Source organism: Bradyrhizobium sp. LM2.9 (assembly GCF_054056555.1).
The window spans coordinates 5060284-5080916 of the sequence record NZ_JBSRYJ010000002.1 but is presented as its reverse complement, the minus strand read 5'-3'; the positions used below and the strand labels follow the sequence as shown (position 1 = coordinate 5080916).

Sequence of the window (20633 nt, the reverse complement as noted above, 5' to 3'; positions counted from 1 at the left end):
ATTGCGATTTCCGCTACCGGCGCCATCCGGCCGGACCTCGGTGAAGGGAATGCGGACCATGCGAGCGAGCTGTCTTGCCGTGGCGGTACTGTCGCTGATTGCGTCGCGGGCCGACGCAGCAATCATCGACTGGCAGGCCGAGCTCCAGCGCTGCCGCGCGTTGCGTGAAAACGTGGCGCCACTGCTGCAGGCCGGCGAAGGAATATCCGCGGTCGGCCGCTCCAATAGATCGGTCCGTCGCTGCATCTGGATCCAGCGCATGGCGGTGCGCAAGAAAATCCCCGGCGCGGAGGTTTGGTAGAGGCATCTGCAGGTGCACTACCCGTTGCTTGCGCCTCAGGATGTCGGAGCTGAAGGAGCAGTTGCTCCCCGCCAGAACGCCGTTTGCAGCGGCAACTGATGCCGGATCATGGCGACACCGTCGATGACCTTGAGGCCACGGGCCGCGCAGGCTTCCATGAATCCAGTGCGGCGGGCGGCGATGATGTCGAACACGGCGCAATCCTTCGGCAGCTTGGCCGGATCCATCGGCAACGCGTCGGTCGCGTACAGGCCGAGCGAGGTGGCATTGACGCACAGGCCTAAATCGTCGAAGCGCTCCTCGAGACTGATTTCGAGATCAGGGAATTGTCCGCGCAGCTTTGCCGCCAGTGTCTCGACCGGGCCGGGCACCTCGTTGAGGATGCGCAGGCGCCTCACACTTGCCGCCGCGAGCGCATGGCAGATCGCGCGGCCGGCGCCGCCGGCGCCGATCACGACGGTGCCGCGGTCGGGATCGAAGATGCCGGCCTCGCGCGCGGCGTTCAGAAATCCGCCGCCGTCGAAGGATTCTCCGACTAGCTTTCCATCGGCTTCGATCCGGATGGTGTTGACCACGCCCTCGAATGTCGCGGCAGGCCCGACCTCGTCGCAGAGCTCGAACGCGGCCGGCTTGTGCGGCATCGTCAAGTTGAAGCCGGCGGTGCTCGGCGACTTTGCCAGCGCGCGGATCGTCTCGGCGAGATGCTTCGGCTCGACGTCCATCGGCATCATGTGCCAGTCGAGGCCCTGCTGCTCGAAATAGGGCGTGTAATGGCGCGGCGCGCCAACATGACCGGCGGGATGGGCGAAGATGAAGACGGTGCGCGATGCGCCGGTCGGAAGCTTCATGACCTCATCCCTTGACCGCGCCGGCCGTGAGCCCGCTGACGAGATAGCGGCGCACGGCAAGCGAGAAGATCAGCACCGGCGCCATCACCAGCGAGCCGCCGGCGGCGATCTTGCCCCATTCCCAGCCTTCGTAGTTCATGAAGTTGACAACGGCGACGGGGGCCGTGCGCGCATTGGTCCGGGTCAGGATCAGCGCGAAGAAGAAATCGTTCCAAGCGTAGAGGAAGCACAGGATCGCGGTCGCCGCGATCCCCGGCGTCACCATCGGCAGCACGATCTTGGTGAAAATCGTCCGGGTCCTTGCGCCGTCGACGAGCGCTGCTTCCTCCAGAGAGACCGGGATGGTGTCGAAGAACGGCTGCATCATCCAGATGACCAGCGGCAGGTTGAAGCTGGTATAAACCAGCACCAGGCCGGTGATAGTGTCGAGCAGGCCGATCCAGCGGTAGAACAGGAAGAATGGGATGGTGAACGCAATCGGGGGCGCCATGCGCGTGACCAGGATCGCAAAGGAGAGCGCGTGCTTGCCGCGTCCGGCCCAGCGCGACAACGCGTAGGCGGCGGGCACGCCGAGCAGCAGCGCGAGTGCGGTCGAAAACGAGGCGCTGAGCAGACTGTTGACGAAGGAAGCCGAGAACGCGCTGTGCCAGAGCGCGCTGTAGTGCTCCAGTGTCGGCGTGAAGATCAGCGGTGGCGGGAATTGCAGGATCTGGTCGTTCGATTTGAAGCTCATCTGCAACAACCAGAGGAACGGCGAGAGCAGGACGAGCAGGGTCACCATGATCGCGGCCAGCCGGCCGGGCGTCGCCTTGCGTGAGGTGGGCGCGTTCATGCCATCGCCTCCCGGCGCCGTCCCATCCAGACCAGACCAAGGCTGACGCCGGCGACCAGCAGCAGCATCACGACCGTGACCGCGCTGGAATAGCCGATCTCGTTAGTGTCGAAGGCGAGCAGATATGCATAGTAATTGGTGACTTCAGTGACTGTGCCGGGGCCGCCGCTGGTCAGCAAAAAGATCAGCGGAAACGCCTTCACGCTGTCGATCAGCCGGAACATGCCCGATATGACCAGGATCGGCATGATGAAGGGCAGCGTGACGTACCAGAAAATCTGCAGCGTACTGGCGCCGTCGACGAGGGCTGCTTCCGAATATTCATCCGGGATGGTCTGCAGCGCCGCGAGAACCATCAGGAAGGTGAAGGGCAGCCATTCCCAGGTGTCGGCGATGATGATCGCGGTCAGCGCGAAATCGACGCTCGATGTCAGTGCCGGCATGGTGAAATGCAGGGCTTGTGCAGCGTAATAGAGCGGGCTGATGTCGGGCGTGTAGATCAGCTTCCAGATCACCGCGACCACGATCGGCGGCAGCACCATCGGAATCAGGAAGAAGGTGCGGGCGAACTCGACAAGGCGCGACGGCACGTTCAGCAGCAGCGCGAGCAGCATGCCGAACAACACCTGGAACAGCACGCCCCAGCAAGACAGCTTGGCCTGCACCCACAGCGAATTGACGAAACGGGGATCGCCGGGTAGCAGGCCGTAGTTGCGGAGCGGCGCGCTGAAATCGGTGGCCGAGCCCGGCATCGTCAGCTGGAATGGCGTGAGGCTCGTCACGACGAGATAGATCGCCGGCAGCACGGCGATCGCGAACAGCACGATCAGGCTCGGCGTGAGCGCGAAGGCGATGAACCTGCGGCGCTCTCCGTCAATTCCACTCTCGCTCAAAGCTGCGTCCCGGAACGGCGCAGTGCGGCGATAGCCTGGTCCTGCGCCGCGTTCATCGCGTCCTTTGCGGGCAGCTGGCCGGTTGCGACCTGCTCGAACGCCTTGTTGAGGACGTCGCCGACGATCGGAAATTCCTTCACGGTGCGATAGGCCATGTAGTTCTCGCCCTTGGCCGGCAGCTCCAGCACTTCGAGATAGAGCGCGCCGAGGTCCTGGCCGTTCACCGTGTTGAGCTTGCGATAGGCCTCGCTGGTGATGATCGAGCGCCGGCACACCGAGGAATGACCGTGCTCCTTCACCAGCCGCATCGAGATGTCGGGCGAGAGCGCCCATTTGATGAATTCCCACGCGGCCTTCTTGTTCTTGGCGTTCTTGGGAATGCCGAGCCCCTGGCTGTTCGACGCCGGATAATCATGCACGGGACCGGCGGGCGAGCGCACCACGCGCGAAGTCTCCTTCACCTTGCTCTCGTCGGAGAGCAGGATCGGCGTCACCCAGGAGCTGGAATGGATGAAGATGTTGGAACGTCCCGTCAGGAGCGACTGCCGCGCCTGATCCTCGGTATAGGTGAGCACGCCCTTCGGGGCGTTCTTCAACAGGTTCGCGTAGAACTCGATGCCCTGGATGGTCTCCGGCGTGTTCAGCGCCGGCATGATGTCGCCCGGCGGCTTGCGGAAGATGTCGCCGCCAAAGCCCTGGATGTAGGGCGGCAGGTTCCAGTGATGAAGCTGGAAGGATGTGATGCCGCTCACGCCATCGGTGCCGTTGATCTCGGCGCAGACCTGCTGGAGCTCGGCGAACGTCTTGGGGATCTTCAGTCCTTTCTTTTCCATCAGGTCCATGCGCGACAGCCCCATCAGCATCGCGCCGCCTTCCCAGGAATAGCCATAGGTGCCGCCCTTGGCGTCGCGATAGGGCACCTGCGCGCCTTCGACGAAGTCCTTGGGATTCCACTCGGCGGGCGTCAAATTGGGATCGCCGGTGAATTCATTGAGATCGGCGAGCAGCCCCGCAGCGACCCAGCGCGCAGCGAGGATGAAGGTGACGTTGACGAAGTCGTAGGCCGAGCCGCCCGAGGACAGTTCGAGATTGGCCTGCTGGTTGTAGACCGGGAAGGCCGAGAGCTGCAGGTCGACCTTCATTCCGGTCTGCTCCTCGAACTCGGGGATGTATTTTTGCAGCAGCGTGAAGAAGCGGTGCTGGAACGAGGCGCCGTGCAGCGTCACGCCGGCAAACGGCTTTGTCTGCGCGATCAGCGGCGCGGGGAACGCGGCTAGCGCCGCGGTCGCGGCACTGGCCTTGAGCAGTTTACGGCGGGTGAGCGAACTCGCGCGCGATGCGTTCTTCATCTTGATCTCCCTCAATATTGTATGCCGGTTTCAACGCGCCCGTCTGGTGCGGGCCTTCTCGTCCTCGGTGTCCTTTTTCTTCTGGCGCGACATGGCCGAGACGATGTTCTGTTCGGTGAGATCCATCAGCTTGTGCATGGCCTGACGCGCGCCGTCGGGATTGCGCGCCCAGATTTCCTCAAGCACCGCGCGATGATAGGGCAGGCTCTTGCGCGGCGCGCCCGGATTGGTGCTCGACAGGTTGAACGACATCCGCAGTGCGGCTGCGACCGTGGCGCCAAAGGCAATCAGAAAGTCATTGCCCGTGGCGATGAGAATGCCGCGGTGAAACTGCAAGTCGGGCTCGGCATAGGCGACGCGGTCCATTCCGGCAGCGTCCATGCCGCGATAGGCCCGCTCGATCCTGGCAAAGTCTTCGTCCGTGCCGCGCGTCGCGCAAATCGCGCAGGCCTCGGGCTCGACGATCCTGCGGATCTCCATGATCTGCTTGGCAAACTCCTGCGTCGGCAACGCCATCAAGGTCCAGTTCAGCAGTTCCGCGTCGAGCATGTTCCAGTCGAAGCGCGTGCGCACATGCGTGCCGGCCTTCTGCTTCGAGGCGATCAGCCCCTTCGCCTTCAGGAGCGAAAGCGATTCGCGCATCGATGCGCGGCTGACGCCGAAGCGTGACGCAAGCTCGATCTCGCGCGGCAGGGTCGCGCCTTCGCGCCACACGCCGGTGAGGATCAGCCGCGCCACCTCGCGGGCGACGTGACCGCTTGATTGCTGACTGTCCTTGCTGTCGGCCTTTGCCACGTTGATCCGGCTCTGCTGGGTTTAATGTCTGATATATTGCGAGTGCGAAGAAATGACCGCATAAACGCGGCCGTTCTGAAGGATAATCCAGCCAATGGCGGTTTGACAAGAATTATTATGTCAGACATATCTTCTCCCCTCCCAATGCCGCGTAGGACAAAACAATCGTGACAAAGCCCCACATCGTCCTGGTCATGACCGACCAGCAACGCTTCGACACGATCGCGGCGACGGGCCATCCCTACATGAAGACGCCGAATCTCGATCGTCTGGTGCGTGAAGGCATCTATTTCGATAATTGCTTCATCAATGCGCCGAGCTGCGTTCCCTCGCGCGCGGCATTGTTCTCCGGTCTCTATCCGCACGCTTCGGGCGTCCTGAAGAACGGGCAACACTGGCAGAAGACCTGGGTCAGCAATCTGGCGGAAGCCGGCTATCACTGCGTCAATGTCGGCAAGATGCACACGATCCCCTATGACGCCAAGGCTGGCTTTCACGAACGCTTCGTGGTCGAGAACAAGGATCGCTTTTTGGAGGGACGCTGGTTCGCCGACGAGCTCGACAAGGCCTTCGCCACGCACAAGCTGACAAAGCCGTCGCGCGCCGGCTATCGCAGCCTGCCGGATTATGGCGACCGGATGGGCGCGTTCACCTGGGAGATGCCGAAGTCGCTGCATCCGGACATTTTTGTCGCCGAGACCGCGATGTGGTGGCTGGAGACCCGCCCCAAGCCGGAAGCGCTGTTCATGCAGATCGGCCTGCCCGGACCGCACCCGCCCTATGACCCCTTGCCGGAATATCTGGAGCATTATCTCGCGCGCAACGACCTTCCAGTGCCGCAGCCGACCGAGGCCGAGATCGAGGGGCTTCCGGCGTATCTGAAGGAGAAGCGGCGCCATGACACCGAGGTCGACCACGACGCGGTGTCATGGAAGCTGGCGCCGACGCACGAAGAGATGCGGCGCCTGCGCGCGCATTACTATGCCAACGTCACCATGATCGACGAGCAGATCGGCCGCCTGATCGAGGTGCTGGAAAACAAGGGCTACCTTGACAATTGCGTCGTTGTCTTCATGTCGGACCACGGTGACAATCTCGGCGAACACGGTCTCAGCCAGAAATGGTCGATGTACGAGCCCGTCACCCGCGTCCCGCTGCTGTTCTGGTCACCCAGCCTTCTTTCCGACGGGCGACGGATTCAGGAAAAGTGCCAGCTGTTCGATCTGGGCCCGACCATCCTCGATCTTGCCGGCGCGCAGCATCCGAAGCCGTTCCAGGCCCGCAGCTTGCTGCCGGCGCTGAAGGGCGAGGAATGGAGTGGCCGCGAGTTCGTGTTCAGCGAGCAAGCCGGCGACGTCGCCATGACCGGCGCGCGGCTGATCACGATGGTGCGCGATGACCGCTGGAAGGTCGTGTTCATCCACGGCGCCGAGGACGGGCAGTTGGTTCGATCTCGAGCGCGATCCGCTTGAACAGCGCAATCTCTGGGGTATGCCTGAGCATGCCGGAATCATCAGCCGTCTCAAGGATGCCTTTATCGACTGGCGCCAGAACAGCCTGCTGGAGACGATGGATTTGAACGCGGCGGTGCGTTGACGGCACTCCCTCGCCCGGTCCCGGCAGGCCTAACGTATATGGCGAGGCTGCGAGAGTGCTCGGCCTTCATGGTTCGAGACGCGCCGTAAGCGGCGCTCCTCACCATGAGGGTCTACAGCCTTGCCGGAGGGTCTACGGTCTCGCCGCGCAACAGGACCTCATCCTGAGGAGCCCGCTAAAAGCGGGCGTCTCGAAGGATGGCCACAAGGAAACCGTGTCGATTAATCAATCAGATACTTCCTCACCGCCGCCTCGTCCCACGCAATGCCGTTGCCGGACTCCTCGCTCGGCAGCGCAAAGCCGTCCTTGATCTGCAACCGCGTCGCCAGCACCGCGTCGGCCCAGTCGACATATTCCAGCCAATGCGCGGTCGGCGTCACGCAAAGCAAATGCGCGCTGACTTCCGAGAACAGATGCGTCGACATCTCGCTGCCGGCGGCATGCGCGAGCGCCGCGGCGCGCAGCCAGCCCGTGACGCCGCCGATGCGCTGCACGTCGGGCATCACGTAGTCGCAGGCTTCCGCCGACAGCGCGGACTGCATCGCGAACGCGCTGTCGAAATTCTCGCCGATCTGGACCGGGGTGCGCAGCGCATCCGCGATACGGGCGCAGCCGGAATAGTCGTCGTGACGGATCGGCTCCTCGATCCAGGTCAGCCCCTCATCGTCGAGCATCTCGCCGCGGCGGATGGCCTCGGTGACCGTCAGCGCCTGATTGTAGTCGCACATCAGCGTCACGTCGTCGCCGACCGCCTCGCGCACGGCGCGCACCACCTTCAGGTCTTCCCGCGCATCGGGGCGGCCGACGCGGATCTTTGCGGCCTGAAAGCCCTCGGCCAGCAGCTTGTGAGCTTCCTCCACCGCGGCACCCGCCGGCATGATGCCGAGGCCCTTCGAATTGTAGGCTCTGACCGGTTTCGGCGCCCCGCCGAGCAGCCGCGCCAGCGGCAGGCTGCGTGCGCGCGCCAGCGCGTCCCATGCGGCCATGTCGATGCCGGATTGTGCCATCCGCTGCAGGCCGGCGAGCCCCAGCAGCGTGAAACGCTGGGTCAGCTTGCGCTCGATCTCGAACGGCAGCAGCTCGTCGCCGGCGACGAGGTCCGACATTTCCGTGACCATCGCCGTCAGCGGCTTCAAGGCCGAGGGCGTGATCGAGAACAGATAGGCGTGCCCGCGCACGCCCTGGTCGGTCTCGCAGTCGATCAGCACCAGCGGCGCCTTTGCGACAGCCCCGGTCGAGGTCTTGAGCGGCAGGTTCATCGGCACGATCACGGGGCGCGCATTGAAGCGCTTGATGCGGATGGTCTCGGTCATTTGGAGGATCTCCGGGCGGAGTGAATGCAGGTCAATGCCGATCTTAAACATTCGCCATGAAACGAAAAGGCGCTTGCTGCGACCACAATAGACTGACGTTGCGCCTACCGCGCCGCACCTTCCGTGAATGCGGTTTCGATCACCTCGCCGAACGGTTGCCAGGACCGGCCGTCGAACTGGACCAGCCGCATCTGCCTGATCGGCAGATAGCTGTTCGGCGAGGTGTTCATCCTGATGTTGGGCAGCGCGACGGAAGGCTGATAACTCTTGAGCGAAGCTGCCTGACGCATGATGTTCTCGCGCGAGAAGTCGTCGCCGCATTGCTTCAGCACCTGCGTCAGTGTCTCGGCCGCGGCGTAGCCATAGAGCGCCGCGCTGTTGTTGGTGCTTTCGACGTGATGGTACTTGTCCATAAAGGCGAACCAGTCCTTCATGGCAGGATCGTCTTTCCACGCGGGATCGCTTGGATCTTTCAGAAAGGCCGCCGAGATCACGCCGGCCGAATTCTCCAGGCCCGCGGGCGCCATCGCGTTGGCGATCGAGGCGGAGGCGTCGTTGACGATGAAGACCGGGCGCCATTTCAGTGACGCCGCCAGCTTGATCACCTTGGACGCCGTCGACGGCACGCCGAGAAAGACGAAAACATCGGCGCCGGCGCGTTTGAGGATCGAGACGTGTCCGTCGAGATGCTCGTCGGCAATGTCGAAGGCGATGTCGACGAGGATGAGACGATTCAGATCGCCAAGACCTTCCTCGATGCCCCTAAGGAGCGAACGCCCGAACTGGTCGTTCTGCCAGAGCACTACGATCTTCTTCCGCGGATAATAGGCTTGGATGTAGTTGGCATAGATGCGCCCCTCCGACCGGAACGGCGGCTGCCAGCCCATGGTCCAGGGAAACGCCTTGGCCTGGCTCAGCTCCTCGTCGCCGGATGCGACGAACAGCTGCGGGATCTTCTTCTCGTTGAGATACCAGCGCGTGGCGAGATTGCCGGGCGTGCCGAACGAGCCGAACATCAGGTGCACGTCGTCCGTCTCGACCAGATTGCGGGTCAGCTCCAGCGCGGTCGCCGGATCGGAATTGTCGTCGCGGGTGATGAAGCGGATCTTGCGGCCGTTGATGCCGCCACGCGCGTTGACCATGTCGAAATAGGCGGCTTCCGCCTGGCCGATGGCGCCGAATTCGGAGAGCGGTCCTGAATACGGCATGACGTTGCCGATGCGGATTTCGCTGTCGGTCGCAGATTGCTCGGCGCGCTGCTCGGACATCGCTCCCAGCGATGCGAGGGCGGCAATCGAAACAAACAGCAGCCTGCCGGAGACGCGCATGCTCGATACCTTGACATTGGCCCTGATCGAGGTCGGCTCAATTTGCACCAGGGCCGCTTGATCTAGGTCAAGCGTTTGTCGATCGTGTGGCCTGATGGCTCCGTTCGACCGTGCGCGGTGCGCGCGGAGCCACACGGCAGCCTTGCTGACGCTGATAGCGGGGTGGCGCTACGGCAGCCCGCGCGCCTCGAGTTGATGCACCAGCAGCAGCGTCGGCTCGGCGAGGCTGTCGCCGGAGCCATCGAGGCCGAAGGCGCTCGCGATGCCGTCGCGGCTGCGCAGCAGCGTGGCGCGCGGACAATGGCCAGCGCCGCAGAGCGTCTTCTTCAGGGTCTCGCCTTGTGCCACGAGCCCGGCGGAATCGTCCGCGGCCCAGGCCAGCACGATCGGCACGTCGACGTTGAGGATGCCGGGGAAGACCGAGCGCTTGTCATACTGGCCGGCGTCGCTGCCGAGATACGCCTTCTCGCTGTCGCTCGCGTCCTTGCCCGCGCGATAGACCCCGGACACCAGCACGACCGCCGCGACATCGGCGCGGTCGGTCTGGAACTCGGGATGGGCCAGCAGGGTGGCGACATGGAAGGCGCCGGCGCCGTAGCCGACCGCGACGATTTCGCGGGCATCGCCATTGAACAGGTCGATATTGCCGTGGATCCAGGACAGCGCCGCCGCCACGTCGGTCGCCCCAGTGGGCCAGGTCGCCGAGGGCGCCAGCCGGTAGCTGACGCGCACGCCGATCATGTCGTTACGCGCGGCAAAGCACATGGCCTGGTCCTGGATCTGGCGCGACAGCTCCGGCGCGGCGTGGTCACCGGTGAAGGTGTCGCCGGCCACGAACAGCAGCACCGGCCGCGGGGTATTCGCCTTGGTCGTGCTGGTGGCGATATCGAGCACATTGGCTTCGCTCTCGCCGTAGCGCAGGCCGCGCGAGAAGGTGACCTGCTCGCACAGCCGCGCGGTGCCACCGGCGCTCGTGTCGTTGTCGGTGAGGCCCACCCGGACGAGATCGGACGGCGCAGCCGGCAGCATCGGCAACGGAGCGTGCGCGGAGGCTGCCGTCACGCCCAGAATTAGAAAAAATGCGAGATAATTCTTCATGTCGGTGTCGGCCCCGCGTGCCCGATATGGGCTCGCGCGTTTGGCCTGTCTTTTCAATTCGCCTTATTAGTTAGTTGGTCTTGAGGCGATTTCACGGCACCCCGGTTTCGTCCTCCCGGCCCGGTTCAATTCCCCGGCTGGAAGGTGCAATCCGCCCCGCCGCCGTCCTTCCGCCTGATGGCATTGGGGTCGATCGTGCAGCTCAGGTTCGTCAGGCTCTCGAAATTCGATCCCGCCGCGCCGTCGGGCGGAATGCCGGCCAGCGCTTCGGTGGCGAATATCTCGTTGGCCGTGGAGCCATTCACTGTCCTGGTCTTCTTGCCGAAGGCGACCTCGCAGTTCCGCACGGTGATGTCGACGTTGCCGGTGCGACAGACGATTCTATCGGCGGTCACCACGATCGGCTTCTTGTAGGGAATGTCGCTGTTGGCGGCGTACAGCATCGCCATTGCCTTCTTCTCGGCGCCGGACAGAACCGGTGACAGCGGCGCGATCACCCCCGCGAGCGCCAGCGCCGTCGAGCCGGAGACCTTTGCCGGCGCCGCGCCGGAGGCACCGGACGCGGTTGCGACAGCGAGGGCGCAGGCGAGGATCAATCGAACGGGTTTCATCCGTGGCTCCCTGGACCTGCAATCGCGGCTTCCCTCCTGGGCGGCGCGTGGAACCAGTTTAGCATGTAAACGCGAATTGGAAGGCAAGTTCGCCAGGCCTTGCGCCTTTGCGCGGCGCGGCTGTTTTGCATCGAGGTGTCAAACGGTTACGCCGCAGGGCCGAGCCTCGCGCCGAGAACTCCGTTCTACTGTGCATGGGGTTGTTTTCGCGTTTTTTGTTTTGGCCGCCCCGTCAGGCCTGCTTCATCGTCCGGAAGGTGATGGAGTAGCGGCGCGCCTCGACCGGCGGGATGCTGTGCTCCCATTGCGACCGCGCCTCGCCGTCCATCATGTAAAGCGAGCGCGGCAGGGCTTCGAGCGTGTGGCGCTCCCATCTGTCGCCGCTACGGCGGCGGAAGCGGAATTTGCAGGACGAGCCAAGCGACAGGCCGAGGATCTCTTTGAAATGCGGCTTGTCGCGATGCCAGCCGATGCCAACGCCGGCGTCGTATTCGGTGCAGAGCACCTGCTGGACGCTGCCGCCAACGAGACCCGCCCATGCCTCGACCTGATGCGCGATGGGCAGCACCCAGCCCGGGATCGGCTCGGCCTCCGCGAGCCGCTGCAGGGCGTAGTCATAGCGATAGCCGAAGGACGCCACCCGGCGGTTGCCCTCGAAGGCGCCGAACTGGAAGCGCTGGAGCGGCAATGCCGCGATGCGGCCGATCAGCGCCTGCTCGGCGGCGTCCTCGATAAAGTCATCGATGTAGCGAAGGCCGGCGGGGCCTTCTTGCGGATCGGCGAACAAACCAAGCTGCGTCATTCCTCGCATTTCCGTGATGGAACCTAATGGCTGCTGATGCGACTTACATATGACGCAGGAAGTAATGTGCGAGGCTGTCATGGCACAGAAGCATACCGCCGATCCGGCAGAGATCATGCGGGCAACCGGTCATCCTGAACTGGAATACGCCGCCGGCTGGACCATCGCCGGTCTGGTCACCATCGGCACCATCGTCGCCGCCTGGGTGTTCGCGATCTAGGCTATTGGAAACGGCAGCTCGAAGGCCGCGCCCTCGTCGGTCGGCTTCAGCCTGATCGAGCCGCGCAGCCGCTGCGCCATCGCTTCGGGCCGCGCTCTTGATCGAGGCTTGATGGGCATAGACAATACGCAAGAAGGCGGCGGACCAATGCGCTCCGCTGCTTCGGCGGCGGAGCACATTCCGCCAAACTTCATATCGCGCTTGGGAAATGCAACCGAGCCATGACGGATCGCGCGGTCGCGCGACCTTGCGCAAACGTACGGGCAGGGGCAGTCTTCGCGGGCGGCGCACAAGAACGCCGCCAATAAGATATGCTTACAAGATCTCGGCGAGGAAGCTCATGGCGGTGATGCGGATCGACTGCGACGTCCACCCGGCGGTTGGTGGCACGCGCACGACGCTGCTGCCCTATCTCAACGATCACTGGAAAGAGCAGGTCGTGAGCCGCGCCATCGACGGACTCGATCTCACCTCCTATCCACCGAGCATGCCGCTGGCGGGCCGCGCCGACTGGCGTCCGGCGAACGGCGCCAAGCCTGGTTCCAATCTCGCGATGGTGCAGAAGGGCGCGTTCGAGCAGCTCGGTGCCAGCCACGCGATCCTCAACGTGCTCTATGGCGCGCAGGCCGTGTTCGACCCCTACATGGCGGCCGATTTCTGCAAGGCGATCAACGACTGGATCGCCACTGAGTGGCTGTCGCGCGATCCGCGCCTGCGGGCTTCGATCGTGGTGCCGATGCAGGATCCGGATCTGGCGATCGAGGAGATCGAGCGCCGCGCCGGCGACAATCGCTTCGTCTCCATCCTGGTGCTGGCTCAGGGCGAGACGCTGCTGGGGCGGCGGCATTTTTGGCCGGTCTATCGGCTCGCGGAGAAATACAAGCTGCCGCTCGCGATCCACGCCGGCACGCAATATCGGCAGGCGCCGAGCTCGGCCGGCTGGCCGTCGCACCGCTACGAATATTACTTCGTCGAGGCGCAGGCGTTTCAGGCGCAGATCTTGAGCCTGATCTATGAGGGCGTGTTCGGCAAGTTTCCGAATCTCAAGGTCGTGCTGATGGAATCCGGTGTGAGCTGGCTGCCGACCTTCATGTGGCGCGCCAACAAGACCTGGCGCGGGGTGCGCGTCGAGGTGCCCTGGGTCGAGCGCGAGCCGGCTGCGATCATCCGCGACAATTTTCGCGTCACCATGCAGCCGTTCGACGCGCCGGCCGACGCCAAAAGCGTCGAGGAGATCATCGACCAGATCGGCTCCGAAAAGATGTTCCTGTTCGCGTCCGACTATCCGCATTGGCAGTTCGACGGCGACGATCCGATCCCGCCGAACCTGCCGAAGAGCATCATCTCGAAGATGTGCGTCGACAACCCGCTGGAGACGTTTCCGCGGCTGTCGCTCGCCAACTAACTTTGGAGGTTCGCATGAGTGAAGTCATCGACCGTCCGCTGCGCGAAGACGAGAAGCCGATGGCGACCCGGCTGCGCATCGTCGATTGCGACGTGCATCCGAGCCTGCATTCGTTCGACGATCTCAACGAGTTCCTGCCCAAGCGCTGGCAGCAGCATCTGAAGGAATATGGCAGCCATCTGCGCACGCCCTATCTGTTCACCACGCCATATCCGCGCTCCTCGCCTTTGATCGCCCGGCGCGACGCCTGGCCGCCGACCGGGGGGCCACCCGGCTCTGATCTCGCCTTCATGCAGAAGCAGCATCTCGATCCGCTCGATGTCGAGTTCGGGATTTTGCAGGTGCTCGATCTCTTCATCTTCTCGCAGCAGAACCTCGAATTTGGCGCCGCGATTCAGCGTGCCATCAACGACTGGCAACTGGCGTTCTGGTCGCATCGCGACCCGCGCCTGAAGGCTTCGATTCTGGTCGGCCAGGATGGCGTCGATCTTGCGATCGCCGAAATCGAACGTTGCGCGAAAATCGGCGAATACATCCAGATCAACGTCTCGCCGCGCGCCAACGAGCCGCTGGGGCCGCCGCCGCTACTGGCCGATCTACGAACGTGCCCAAGAACTGGATCTGCCGCTCGGCATCCATGTCGGCGGCTATGGCGGACATGCGCCGACCGGCGGCGGCTGGCCGTCCTATTATGTCGAGGAGCACCAGTCCAACGCACATACCATTGCGGCGCAGCTTGCCAGTCTCGTGATCGAGGGCGTGCCGGAGCGCTTTCCAAAATTGAAGTTCGTCTTCATCGAGGGCGGCTTCGGCTGGATCCCATCTGCGGTGTGGCGGATGGACCAGCACTTTGCGCGCTTCCGCAGCGAGGTGCCGCATCTCAAGCGCAAGCCGTCGGAATATGTGCGCGAGCATTTCTGGTTCACGACGCAACCGATCGACGAGCCTGACGAAGCCCGGCATCTGCGCTCGCTGATCGAATGGGTCGGCATCGACCGTCTATTGTTCTCATCGGACTATCCGCACTGGGACTTTGACGATCCGCGCTTCGCTTTCAAGACGCCGCTGACAGAAGCCGAGCGGACAAAGATCTTCAGCACCAATGCCCGCGTGGTCTATAAATTCTGAGAGCGGTGTGAGCGAATATGGCCCGTCACATCGTTGCGTCCACCTCGGAGATCCCGCCCGGCGGCAACAAGGTCGTCGACGTCGAGGGCCGCGACATGGTCGTGTTCCACGTCAATGGCGAGTTCTTCGCGCTGCTGAACCGCTGCCCGCACGAAGGCGCGCCGCTGGAGAAAGCGGCGTGCGTGGCGCGGCTGACCTCGCCCGAGCCCGGCATCTATCAGCGCTCGCGCGTCGGCGAGATGCTGCGCTGTCCCTGGCATGGCTGGGAGTTCGACATGCGCAACGGCCAGTCGTGGTTCGACCCGAAGCGCGTCAAGATAAGGTCATATCCGGTCGCGGTGGAGCGAGGCGAGGAACTCCAGAAGGGCCCGTATGTTGCCGAGACGTTTGCGGTGCATGTCGAGGACAGCTACGTGATTGTCGAAGTCTGAGCAGCCGTTTCGGATTGTGATTTCGCCGCAGGTGGGATAAGCCTCGCCCGCATTTATGGCGGAGACGAGCTTTGTCCAAACAGTCCTTGCGTGAGGAGGCCGAGCGCCTGATCCGCGAATCGATGGAAAAGAAGACCGTCGTCGTCAAGCAGGGCGATACCCGCATCGAGGCCGTCTGCGGCAAATGCGGCGCCCCGAACCGGGTGCAGGCGCCAAAGGGCCAGTCCCGCGTCAAATTCGCCTGCAAGAATTGCGGGCATCAGCAAGAGACGCTCTAACCCCCATCATGAGGAGCCCGCTGGAAGCGGGCGTCTCGAAGGATCGAGGCCCCAGCCGGGCCTGCATGGTTCGAGACGCGCGTTCCGCGCTCCTCACCATGAGGGGCTCACGGCTCATCTAATCCCCCTCGACTAATCCCCCTCGACAAATCTCTTGAACGCATCCGCATGGTCCGGATGCCAGCGTGACAGCGGCGGGCGGTTCTCCACGATGTCGCCGGCGGCCCACAGCATGCGCTTTTCGTCGAGCGCGCGCGGGACGTCATTGTCCGGGCACAGGATGTAGAAATCGCCGGCCTCCAGCCGCGCCAACATGAAACTCACGGTCTGCTCGGCCGTCCAGGCGCCCGCCGGCTTTTCAGTGCGGCCCTTCGCGGTGAGGCCCGTAAAGACGAAGCCCGGAATCAGCATATGCGCGGTGATGCGGCAATCCCTGGTGTTGCGCAGTTCGTGCTGGAGCGCTTCCGTAAAAGCCTTCACCCCGGCCTTGGAGACGTTGTAGGCGGGATCGCCAGGCGGCGTGGTGATGCCCTGCTTCGAGCCGGTGTTGATGATGAGGCCGGCCCTGCCGCGCGCGATCATGTTGGGCGCGAAGATGCGCGAGCCGTTGATGATGCCCCACATGTTGACGCCGATGACGCGCTGCCAGTTGTCGGGTTCGCCGAACAGCGTGCTGCCGGGCTGGATGCCCGCGTTGTTCATGAGAATGTCGGTGCCGCCGAAGCGCTCGTGCACGGCGCGCTCCAGTTGCGTCACGCTCTCGGCCTTGCTGACATCGACCGCGAAGGTCATCACATGTGTGGCAGAAGTGATGGACGACAGTTTTGCGGCGGCCTCCGCCAGCCGCGCCTGATCCACATCGGCGATACACACCTTCATGCCGCCGCGCGCGAACGCTGCGGCGGCGGCGAATCCGATGCCGGACGCTCCGCCGGTGATCACGGCAACATTGTCTTTGACGATGGCGGGGTGCGGCATGGATCGTCTCCGGGAGAGGGGCTCGGTCGGGCTATAACATGGCGCTCGCGCGACCCTGCACAAGTCGGCATGGGAGGTCTTCGTTCCGCGCCGACTTTACGCCTATCCGGCATCGCAGTATTCTAGCCACCTAACGATCCCGCCCAGATCGAACCAATCAATCATTTGACAGGGAGTTCAGCCATGGCTGTGTCGCAGGCAATTCCGATCACGCGCCATCCATTCGCCAACGGGTCCTACAAGCAGATGCTGATCGACGGGAAGTGGGTCGATGCTGCCTCCGGCAAGCGCTTCGAGACCCACAACCCCGCCACCGGCGAACTGCTCGCAACCGTCGCCGAGGGCGACAAGGAAGATATCGACCGTGCAGTTGCTGCCGCCCGCCGCGCCTTCGAAGGGTCCTGGAGCAAGGTCAAGCCGTTCGAGCGGCAGAACCTGCTCCTGAAGCTCGCTGACCTCGTCGAGAAGAATTTCGACGAATTGTCGCAGCTCGACACGCTCGACATGGGCGCGCCGCTCAGCCGTACCCGCGCCTATCGTCTGCGCGCCGTCGGCATGCTGCGCTACTATGCCGGCCAGACCACCGCGATCCACGGCGAAACCATCGAGAACTCGCTGCCCGGCGAGATATTCTCCTACACGCTGAAGGAGCCGATCGGCGTCGTCGGCGCCATCATTCCCTGGAACGGCCCGCTGACCGCAACGATCTGGAAGATCGGTCCGGCGATCGCGACCGGCTGCACCGTCGTGCTCAAGCCCGCCGAAGAAGCGCCGCTGACCTCGCTGCGCATCGCCGAGCTCGCGATGGAAGCGGGCGTGCCGCCCGGCGTCATCAACGTCGTGCCTGGCTATGGCGAGACCGCGGGTGCGGCGCTTGCCTCGCACCACGACGTCGACAAGATCGCCTTCACCGGCTCGCATGTCACGGGCCAGTCGATCATCCGTGCCTCGGCCGGCAACCTCAAGCGTGTCTCGCTCGAACTCGGTGGCAAGTCGCCGGACATCGTGTTCGCGGATGCCGATCTCGATGCGGCCGTGCCTGGTGCGGCGATGGCGGTGTTCGCCAATTCGGGCCAGATCTGCAGCGCGGGCACGCGGCTGTTCGTCGAGCAGTCGATCTACGAGGAATTCGTCGGACGTGTCGCCGAGTTCGGCAAGAAGCTGCAAGTGGGCAACGGCCTCGATCCCAACACCCAGATCGGGCCGCTGGTCTCCGAGCAGCAGCTCGAACGCGTCACCAGCTATCTCGACATCGGCCAGAAGGAAGGCGCCAAGGCGCTCGCCGGCGGCGGCCGGGTCACCGAAGGCGCGCTGTCGAAAGGCTTCTTCGTTTCACCCACCGTGTTCGCGGGCGTCCAGGACAACATGCGGATCGCGCAGGAGGAGATCTTTGGCCCCGTCATCTCCGCCATCGCGTTCAAGGACATGGACGAACTGGTCAAGCGCGCCAACACCACCACGTTCGGCCTGGGCTCGGGCCTGTGGACGCGCGACGTCAGCAAGGCACATGCGGTTGCGAAGAGGCTCCGCGCCGGCTCGGTGTGGGTGAATTGCTACCAGGCGATGGACCCGGCAGTGCCCTTCGGCGGCTACAAGATGAGCGGTTACGGCCGCGAGTCTGGTAAGCAGCATGTCGAGGAATATCTCAACGTGAAGGCCGTCTGGATCAAGACGGCGTAAGGCCTGTTCTCTCCCGCGTTCCGCGGGAGGGAATATCTGCTTTTGTAGGGGCGGCGCCTTTTCCGGTGGCCGCCCCTCGCTATATGATCCGCATCCTTTCTTAGCCATTGGGGCCCACATGAAATTCGAGGCGTTGTTCAAACCGTTGCAGGTCGGTCCGTACAAGCTCGCGCATCGCGTCGCGATGGCGCCGTTGACGCGCATGCGGGCCGAGCGCGAGAGCTTTTCGCCGCGGCCGCTCAACGCCGAATATTACGGTCAGCGCGCCACCCAAGGCGGCCTGCTCATCGCCGAGGCCTCGCCCGTGCTCTCGCATGGCCGCGGTAACCCGGCGACGCCCGGCATCTATTCGGAGACGCAGATCGCCGGCTGGCGCAAGGTGGTCGACGCCGTGCATGCTACGGGGGGCATCATCTTTCTCCAGCTCTGGCATGTCGGCCGCGTCTCTCATTCCTCTTTCCACGGTGGTGAGCTGCCGGTCTCGGCCTCGGCGATCCCGATCAAGGCCGAAGGCGTGAAGGCGATGACCGCCGACGGCAAGATCTCCGACTACGAGACGCCGCGCGCGCTGGAGACCGAAGAGGTCAAGGGCATCGTCGAGGCCTTCAGGCAGGGCGCGAAGAACGCGCTGGCCGCCGGCTTCGACGGCGTCGAGATCCACGGCGCCAACGGCTATCTGCTCGAACAGTTCTTGCAGTCGCGCAGCAACCAGCGCACCGATCAGTACGGCGGTTCGATCGAGAACCGCGCGCGGCTTCTGCTCGAAGTGACGCAGGCCGCGATCGACGTCTGGGGCGCGGGCCGCGTCGGCGTGCGGCTGTCGCCCCACGGCATCGCCAATGATTCCGGCGAGCCCGATCCGATGCCGCTCTACACGCATGTGGTGAAGGCGATCGACAAACTCGGTCTCGCCTATCTGCATTTCATCGAACCGCGCTCCAGCGGTTCGGGGCGAGCCGAAGTCAACTGGCAGAACGTGCCGTCGGCGATGCTGCTGTTCCGTCCGCTCTACAGTGGTGTGCTGATGACCGCCGGCGGCTTCACAGGCGAGACGGCGAACGCCGCGATCGCGGAGGGACATGCCGACATCATCGCCTTCGGTCGCATCTTCATCTCCAACCCCGACCTGCCGCGCCGCCTGCAGCACGATTATCCGGTCACGCCGTATAACCGTGCGACGTTCTATGGCGGCGAGGAGAAGGGGTATACGGACTATCCGGTGTATGACGAGCTGACGCCGGCGTAGGCTTTTCCGTGGCCCGGATAGTGATGCTCCGACCGCCAGCATAATTTCCGTCATTGCGAGCGAAGCGAAGCGATCCAGAATCTTTTCCGCAGAGACAGTCTGGATTGCTTCGCTGCGCTCGCAATGACGGTGTAGCTGCGGGCTGCCCAAGCCCTCTCGCCGCGCGCGGCCTGCACCCGCGAGGCGTCGGGCAAAACACCCGGTCAAGCCCTCCGCGTAAAAAGATTTCACTTTTCCGAATTTCGGATTTGTGGCATACGACGCTCATCCTGGCCCTGCCAAAGGGGCGTTCGCGATCGTCACGACATGCGGGCCGGGTGGCGGTGGACGCGGCAGCGTCGGCGCGGGCGGCGTGATGACAGGGCGGGCAACCGTGAGTCCTCACGCGACGCGGTACGACACCGGCGCTGGAGAGCGGGCTGGTCGATTGTCGGGGGTGAGCACACGCAAGCCCTTGACGATCAGGCGGGTCCGTCCGCGGACGGAGAAGTCGTGTGGTCCTGACGCCCGGGGTCTGTGCGTCAAGTCCCAGCGGTGATGTGGCGGCCCGACCGGGCGCGCGCATCAGCCATCGGCGGGACGACGGGGGCAATAGTGCATCGCTCCCCGGGGAGAGCACGAAGGACGCCGTTAAAACCATCCGCGCAGGGAAGGCCGGGCGATCGGCCACCCCATCGGTCCACCCCGTGAGCACTCTTGTCGCGCACGGACCAACGGGTGCCGCCGGCGCCCGGCCTTCCCTGCGCCCTTTGGCTTCAGAGCGCGCGAACGAAACCTTAAAGCTCGGGCGAAACGCGCCGCGAGAACGCGAAGGCGTGTCAGCTATCTGGAAGGCCCATTGAAAGAGCGATGCAGTTGCCCCAATCTCGTCATTGCGAGCGCCGCGAAGCAATCAAGGATCTTTCCGCAGAGACAGTCTGGATTGCTTCGCTGCGCTCGCAAAGACGATGAGGGAAGCACCATGGCCAAAGCCGCAACCGCCGCAGGTATTGCCACCGGCCAATGCCTCTGCGGCAAGGTCACCTTCGAGATCGACGTCCCCGCACGCTGGGCCTGGCACGATCATTCCGCCGCCAGCCGTCGCGCCCACGGCGCTGCCTATGCGACCTATGTCGGCAGCTGGAAGAAGCGGTTTCGCATCATTTCGGGGAAAACCGCGCTCAGCCGCTACGAGGACAAGGCGACCAAGACCGCGCGCAGCTTCTGCACGCATTGCGGCACGCCGGTCACGTACGAGCGCCCACGCGGCCCGCACATGGTCAACATTCCCCGCGCGCTGTTCAAGGAGCGCACCGGCCGCCAGCCGCTCTATCACATCGCAATCGAAGAGCTTCAGGAATGGGCCTATACCGGCGAGCCGCTGGTGCCGCTGACGGGTTTTCCGGGCGTGGTCTGGCAGCGCTCGAAAAAGAAAAAGCGAGCCAGCGGCGAAGATCCGTTCGATCTGGGGCGCGCGGAGATGTAGCGCACTCCACTCTCGTGCCCCGGACGCAGTGCGGCG

21 protein-coding genes and 1 pseudogene are annotated in these 20633 nt (G+C 63.9%); 10 read left to right on the top strand and 12 right to left on the bottom strand.

Annotated features, from left to right (window positions below; all coding sequences use genetic code 11):
• The first annotated feature begins 58 nt into the window (after window positions 1-58).
• Window positions 59-301, top strand: a complete 243-nt coding sequence (locus ACVWW3_RS26435; RefSeq protein WP_247339815.1) for a hypothetical protein — start codon at window positions 59-61, stop codon at window positions 299-301.
• 35 nt (window positions 302-336) lie between these two features.
• On the opposite strand, the gene ACVWW3_RS26430 is transcribed toward ACVWW3_RS26435, so the two are convergent.
• From ACVWW3_RS26430 to ACVWW3_RS26410, 5 genes are read right to left on the bottom strand one after another with little or no spacing between them, the layout of a single operon-like run.
• Window positions 337-1149: a shikimate dehydrogenase family protein gene (locus ACVWW3_RS26430; protein ID WP_456648160.1), complete on the bottom strand. Its 813-nt coding sequence runs from the start codon at window positions 1147-1149 to the stop codon at window positions 337-339.
• Between the two features lie 4 nt (window positions 1150-1153).
• Window positions 1154-1981, bottom strand: a complete 828-nt coding sequence (locus tag ACVWW3_RS26425) for a carbohydrate ABC transporter permease (protein WP_456648161.1) — start codon at window positions 1979-1981, stop codon at window positions 1154-1156.
• Entirely contained in the window at window positions 1978-2874 is an 897-nt protein-coding gene (locus ACVWW3_RS26420) for a carbohydrate ABC transporter permease (protein ID WP_247339695.1), read from the bottom strand. Before ACVWW3_RS26420 ends, ACVWW3_RS26425 begins: the two co-directional genes overlap by 4 nt.
• Window positions 2871-4223, bottom strand: a complete 1353-nt coding sequence (locus tag ACVWW3_RS26415; RefSeq protein ID WP_456648162.1) for an ABC transporter substrate-binding protein — start codon at window positions 4221-4223, stop codon at window positions 2871-2873. The genes ACVWW3_RS26420 and ACVWW3_RS26415 overlap by 4 nt, the downstream gene beginning before the upstream one ends.
• Before the next feature lie 30 nt (window positions 4224-4253).
• The gene (locus tag ACVWW3_RS26410; protein ID WP_354050773.1) at window positions 4254-5018 is read right to left on the bottom strand and encodes a FadR/GntR family transcriptional regulator; all 765 of its coding nucleotides are present in this window, start codon (window positions 5016-5018) and stop codon (window positions 4254-4256) included.
• A gap of 167 nt (window positions 5019-5185) precedes the next feature.
• On the opposite strand from ACVWW3_RS26410, the gene ACVWW3_RS26405 reads away from it, so the two are divergent.
• Window positions 5186-6490, top strand: coding sequence for a sulfatase family protein (locus tag ACVWW3_RS26405; RefSeq protein WP_456672181.1), 1305 nt, complete (start codon window positions 5186-5188; stop codon window positions 6488-6490).
• 345 nt (window positions 6491-6835) lie between these two features.
• Here the strand turns inward: ACVWW3_RS26405 and ACVWW3_RS26400 are convergent, their stop codons facing one another.
• The 5 genes from ACVWW3_RS26400 to ACVWW3_RS26380 form a co-directional block, all read right to left on the bottom strand.
• Window positions 6836-7927, bottom strand: coding sequence for an enolase C-terminal domain-like protein (locus ACVWW3_RS26400; protein WP_456648163.1), 1092 nt, complete (start codon window positions 7925-7927; stop codon window positions 6836-6838).
• 104 nt (window positions 7928-8031) lie between these two features.
• Window positions 8032-9255 carry an ABC transporter substrate-binding protein gene (locus tag ACVWW3_RS26395; RefSeq protein WP_456649745.1) on the bottom strand — a complete coding sequence of 408 codons (1224 nt, stop codon included), beginning with the start codon at window positions 9253-9255 and terminating at the stop codon, window positions 8032-8034.
• Window positions 9256-9423: 168 nt separating this feature from the next.
• The gene (locus ACVWW3_RS26390) at window positions 9424-10353 is read right to left on the bottom strand and encodes an alpha/beta hydrolase (RefSeq protein WP_456648164.1); all 930 of its coding nucleotides are present in this window, start codon (window positions 10351-10353) and stop codon (window positions 9424-9426) included.
• Between the two features lie 125 nt (window positions 10354-10478).
• A complete protein-coding gene (locus ACVWW3_RS26385) occupies window positions 10479-10964 on the bottom strand; it encodes a hypothetical protein (protein ID WP_456648165.1) in 486 nt (161 codons plus the stop codon).
• Window positions 10965-11196: 232 nt separating this feature from the next.
• Entirely contained in the window at window positions 11197-11766 is a 570-nt protein-coding gene (locus ACVWW3_RS26380) for an alpha-ketoglutarate-dependent dioxygenase AlkB (protein WP_456648166.1), read from the bottom strand.
• 79 nt (window positions 11767-11845) lie between these two features.
• On the opposite strand from ACVWW3_RS26380, the gene ACVWW3_RS26375 reads away from it, so the two are divergent.
• On the top strand, window positions 11846-11986 hold the full coding sequence (locus ACVWW3_RS26375; RefSeq protein WP_164718835.1) for a hypothetical protein: 141 nt from the start codon (window positions 11846-11848) through the stop codon (window positions 11984-11986).
• Here ACVWW3_RS26375 and ACVWW3_RS26370 read toward each other — a convergent pair.
• Window positions 11983-12105 (bottom strand): hypothetical protein, encoded by a 123-nt coding sequence (locus ACVWW3_RS26370; protein ID WP_256468448.1) that lies wholly within the window; start codon window positions 12103-12105, stop codon window positions 11983-11985. The genes ACVWW3_RS26375 and ACVWW3_RS26370 overlap by 4 nt on opposite strands.
• A gap of 221 nt (window positions 12106-12326) precedes the next feature.
• Between ACVWW3_RS26370 and ACVWW3_RS26365 the strand changes: the two genes are divergently transcribed.
• The 4 genes and pseudogenes from ACVWW3_RS26365 to ACVWW3_RS26350 all read left to right on the top strand — a co-directional run bounded on the left by ACVWW3_RS26365 (window position 12327) and on the right by ACVWW3_RS26350 (window position 15228).
• A complete protein-coding gene (locus tag ACVWW3_RS26365; protein WP_456648167.1) occupies window positions 12327-13391 on the top strand; it encodes an amidohydrolase family protein in 1065 nt (354 codons plus the stop codon).
• A 104-nt stretch (window positions 13392-13495) separates the two neighbouring features.
• Window positions 13496-14519: pseudogene (locus tag ACVWW3_RS26360) on the top strand (amidohydrolase family protein).
• A 17-nt stretch (window positions 14520-14536) separates the two neighbouring features.
• Complete coding sequence (locus ACVWW3_RS26355) at window positions 14537-14950, top strand: Rieske (2Fe-2S) protein (protein WP_456648169.1); 414 nt, start codon at window positions 14537-14539, stop codon at window positions 14948-14950.
• A gap of 71 nt (window positions 14951-15021) precedes the next feature.
• Entirely contained in the window at window positions 15022-15228 is a 207-nt protein-coding gene (locus ACVWW3_RS26350) for a hypothetical protein (protein WP_354050789.1), read from the top strand.
• Between the two features lie 132 nt (window positions 15229-15360).
• On the opposite strand, the gene ACVWW3_RS26345 is transcribed toward ACVWW3_RS26350, so the two are convergent.
• Window positions 15361-16206: an SDR family NAD(P)-dependent oxidoreductase gene (locus tag ACVWW3_RS26345; RefSeq protein WP_456672180.1), complete on the bottom strand. Its 846-nt coding sequence runs from the start codon at window positions 16204-16206 to the stop codon at window positions 15361-15363.
• A 183-nt stretch (window positions 16207-16389) separates the two neighbouring features.
• Between ACVWW3_RS26345 and ACVWW3_RS26340 the strand changes: the two genes are divergently transcribed.
• The 3 genes from ACVWW3_RS26340 to ACVWW3_RS26330 all read left to right on the top strand — a co-directional run bounded on the left by ACVWW3_RS26340 (window position 16390) and on the right by ACVWW3_RS26330 (window position 20597).
• Entirely contained in the window at window positions 16390-17886 is a 1497-nt protein-coding gene (locus ACVWW3_RS26340) for an aldehyde dehydrogenase family protein (protein WP_456648170.1), read from the top strand.
• Window positions 17887-18004: 118 nt separating this feature from the next.
• Entirely contained in the window at window positions 18005-19132 is a 1128-nt protein-coding gene (locus ACVWW3_RS26335; protein ID WP_354104538.1) for an alkene reductase, read from the top strand.
• A 961-nt stretch (window positions 19133-20093) separates the two neighbouring features.
• Window positions 20094-20597, top strand: a complete 504-nt coding sequence (locus tag ACVWW3_RS26330) for a GFA family protein (RefSeq protein WP_456648171.1) — start codon at window positions 20094-20096, stop codon at window positions 20595-20597.
• The last annotated feature ends 36 nt before the right edge of the window (window positions 20598-20633 follow it).

Coding starts and splice junctions, on each gene's coding strand:
- ACVWW3_RS26435 (WP_247339815.1), top strand. CDS start 59: ATGCGAGCGAGCTGTCTTGCCGTGGCGGTACTGTCGCTGATTGCGTCG.
- ACVWW3_RS26430 (WP_456648160.1), bottom strand. CDS start 1,149: ATGAAGCTTCCGACCGGCGCATCGCGCACCGTCTTCATCTTCGCCCAT.
- ACVWW3_RS26425 (WP_456648161.1), bottom strand. CDS start 1,981: ATGAACGCGCCCACCTCACGCAAGGCGACGCCCGGCCGGCTGGCCGCG.
- ACVWW3_RS26415 (WP_456648162.1), bottom strand. CDS start 4,223: ATGAAGAACGCATCGCGCGCGAGTTCGCTCACCCGCCGTAAACTGCTC.
- ACVWW3_RS26400 (WP_456648163.1), bottom strand. CDS start 7,927: ATGACCGAGACCATCCGCATCAAGCGCTTCAATGCGCGCCCCGTGATC.
- ACVWW3_RS26395 (WP_456649745.1), bottom strand. CDS start 9,255: ATGCGCGTCTCCGGCAGGCTGCTGTTTGTTTCGATTGCCGCCCTCGCA.
- ACVWW3_RS26390 (WP_456648164.1), bottom strand. CDS start 10,353: ATGAAGAATTATCTCGCATTTTTTCTAATTCTGGGCGTGACGGCAGCC.
- ACVWW3_RS26385 (WP_456648165.1), bottom strand. CDS start 10,964: ATGAAACCCGTTCGATTGATCCTCGCCTGCGCCCTCGCTGTCGCAACC.
- ACVWW3_RS26380 (WP_456648166.1), bottom strand. CDS start 11,766: ATGACGCAGCTTGGTTTGTTCGCCGATCCGCAAGAAGGCCCCGCCGGC.
- ACVWW3_RS26375 (WP_164718835.1), top strand. CDS start 11,846: ATGGCACAGAAGCATACCGCCGATCCGGCAGAGATCATGCGGGCAACC.
- ACVWW3_RS26370 (WP_256468448.1), bottom strand. CDS start 12,105: ATGCCCATCAAGCCTCGATCAAGAGCGCGGCCCGAAGCGATGGCGCAG.
- ACVWW3_RS26365 (WP_456648167.1), top strand. CDS start 12,327: ATGGCGGTGATGCGGATCGACTGCGACGTCCACCCGGCGGTTGGTGGC.
- ACVWW3_RS26355 (WP_456648169.1), top strand. CDS start 14,537: ATGGCCCGTCACATCGTTGCGTCCACCTCGGAGATCCCGCCCGGCGGC.
- ACVWW3_RS26345 (WP_456672180.1), bottom strand. CDS start 16,206: ATGCCGCACCCCGCCATCGTCAAAGACAATGTTGCCGTGATCACCGGC.
- ACVWW3_RS26340 (WP_456648170.1), top strand. CDS start 16,390: ATGGCTGTGTCGCAGGCAATTCCGATCACGCGCCATCCATTCGCCAAC.
- ACVWW3_RS26335 (WP_354104538.1), top strand. CDS start 18,005: ATGAAATTCGAGGCGTTGTTCAAACCGTTGCAGGTCGGTCCGTACAAG.
- ACVWW3_RS26330 (WP_456648171.1), top strand. CDS start 20,094: ATGGCCAAAGCCGCAACCGCCGCAGGTATTGCCACCGGCCAATGCCTC.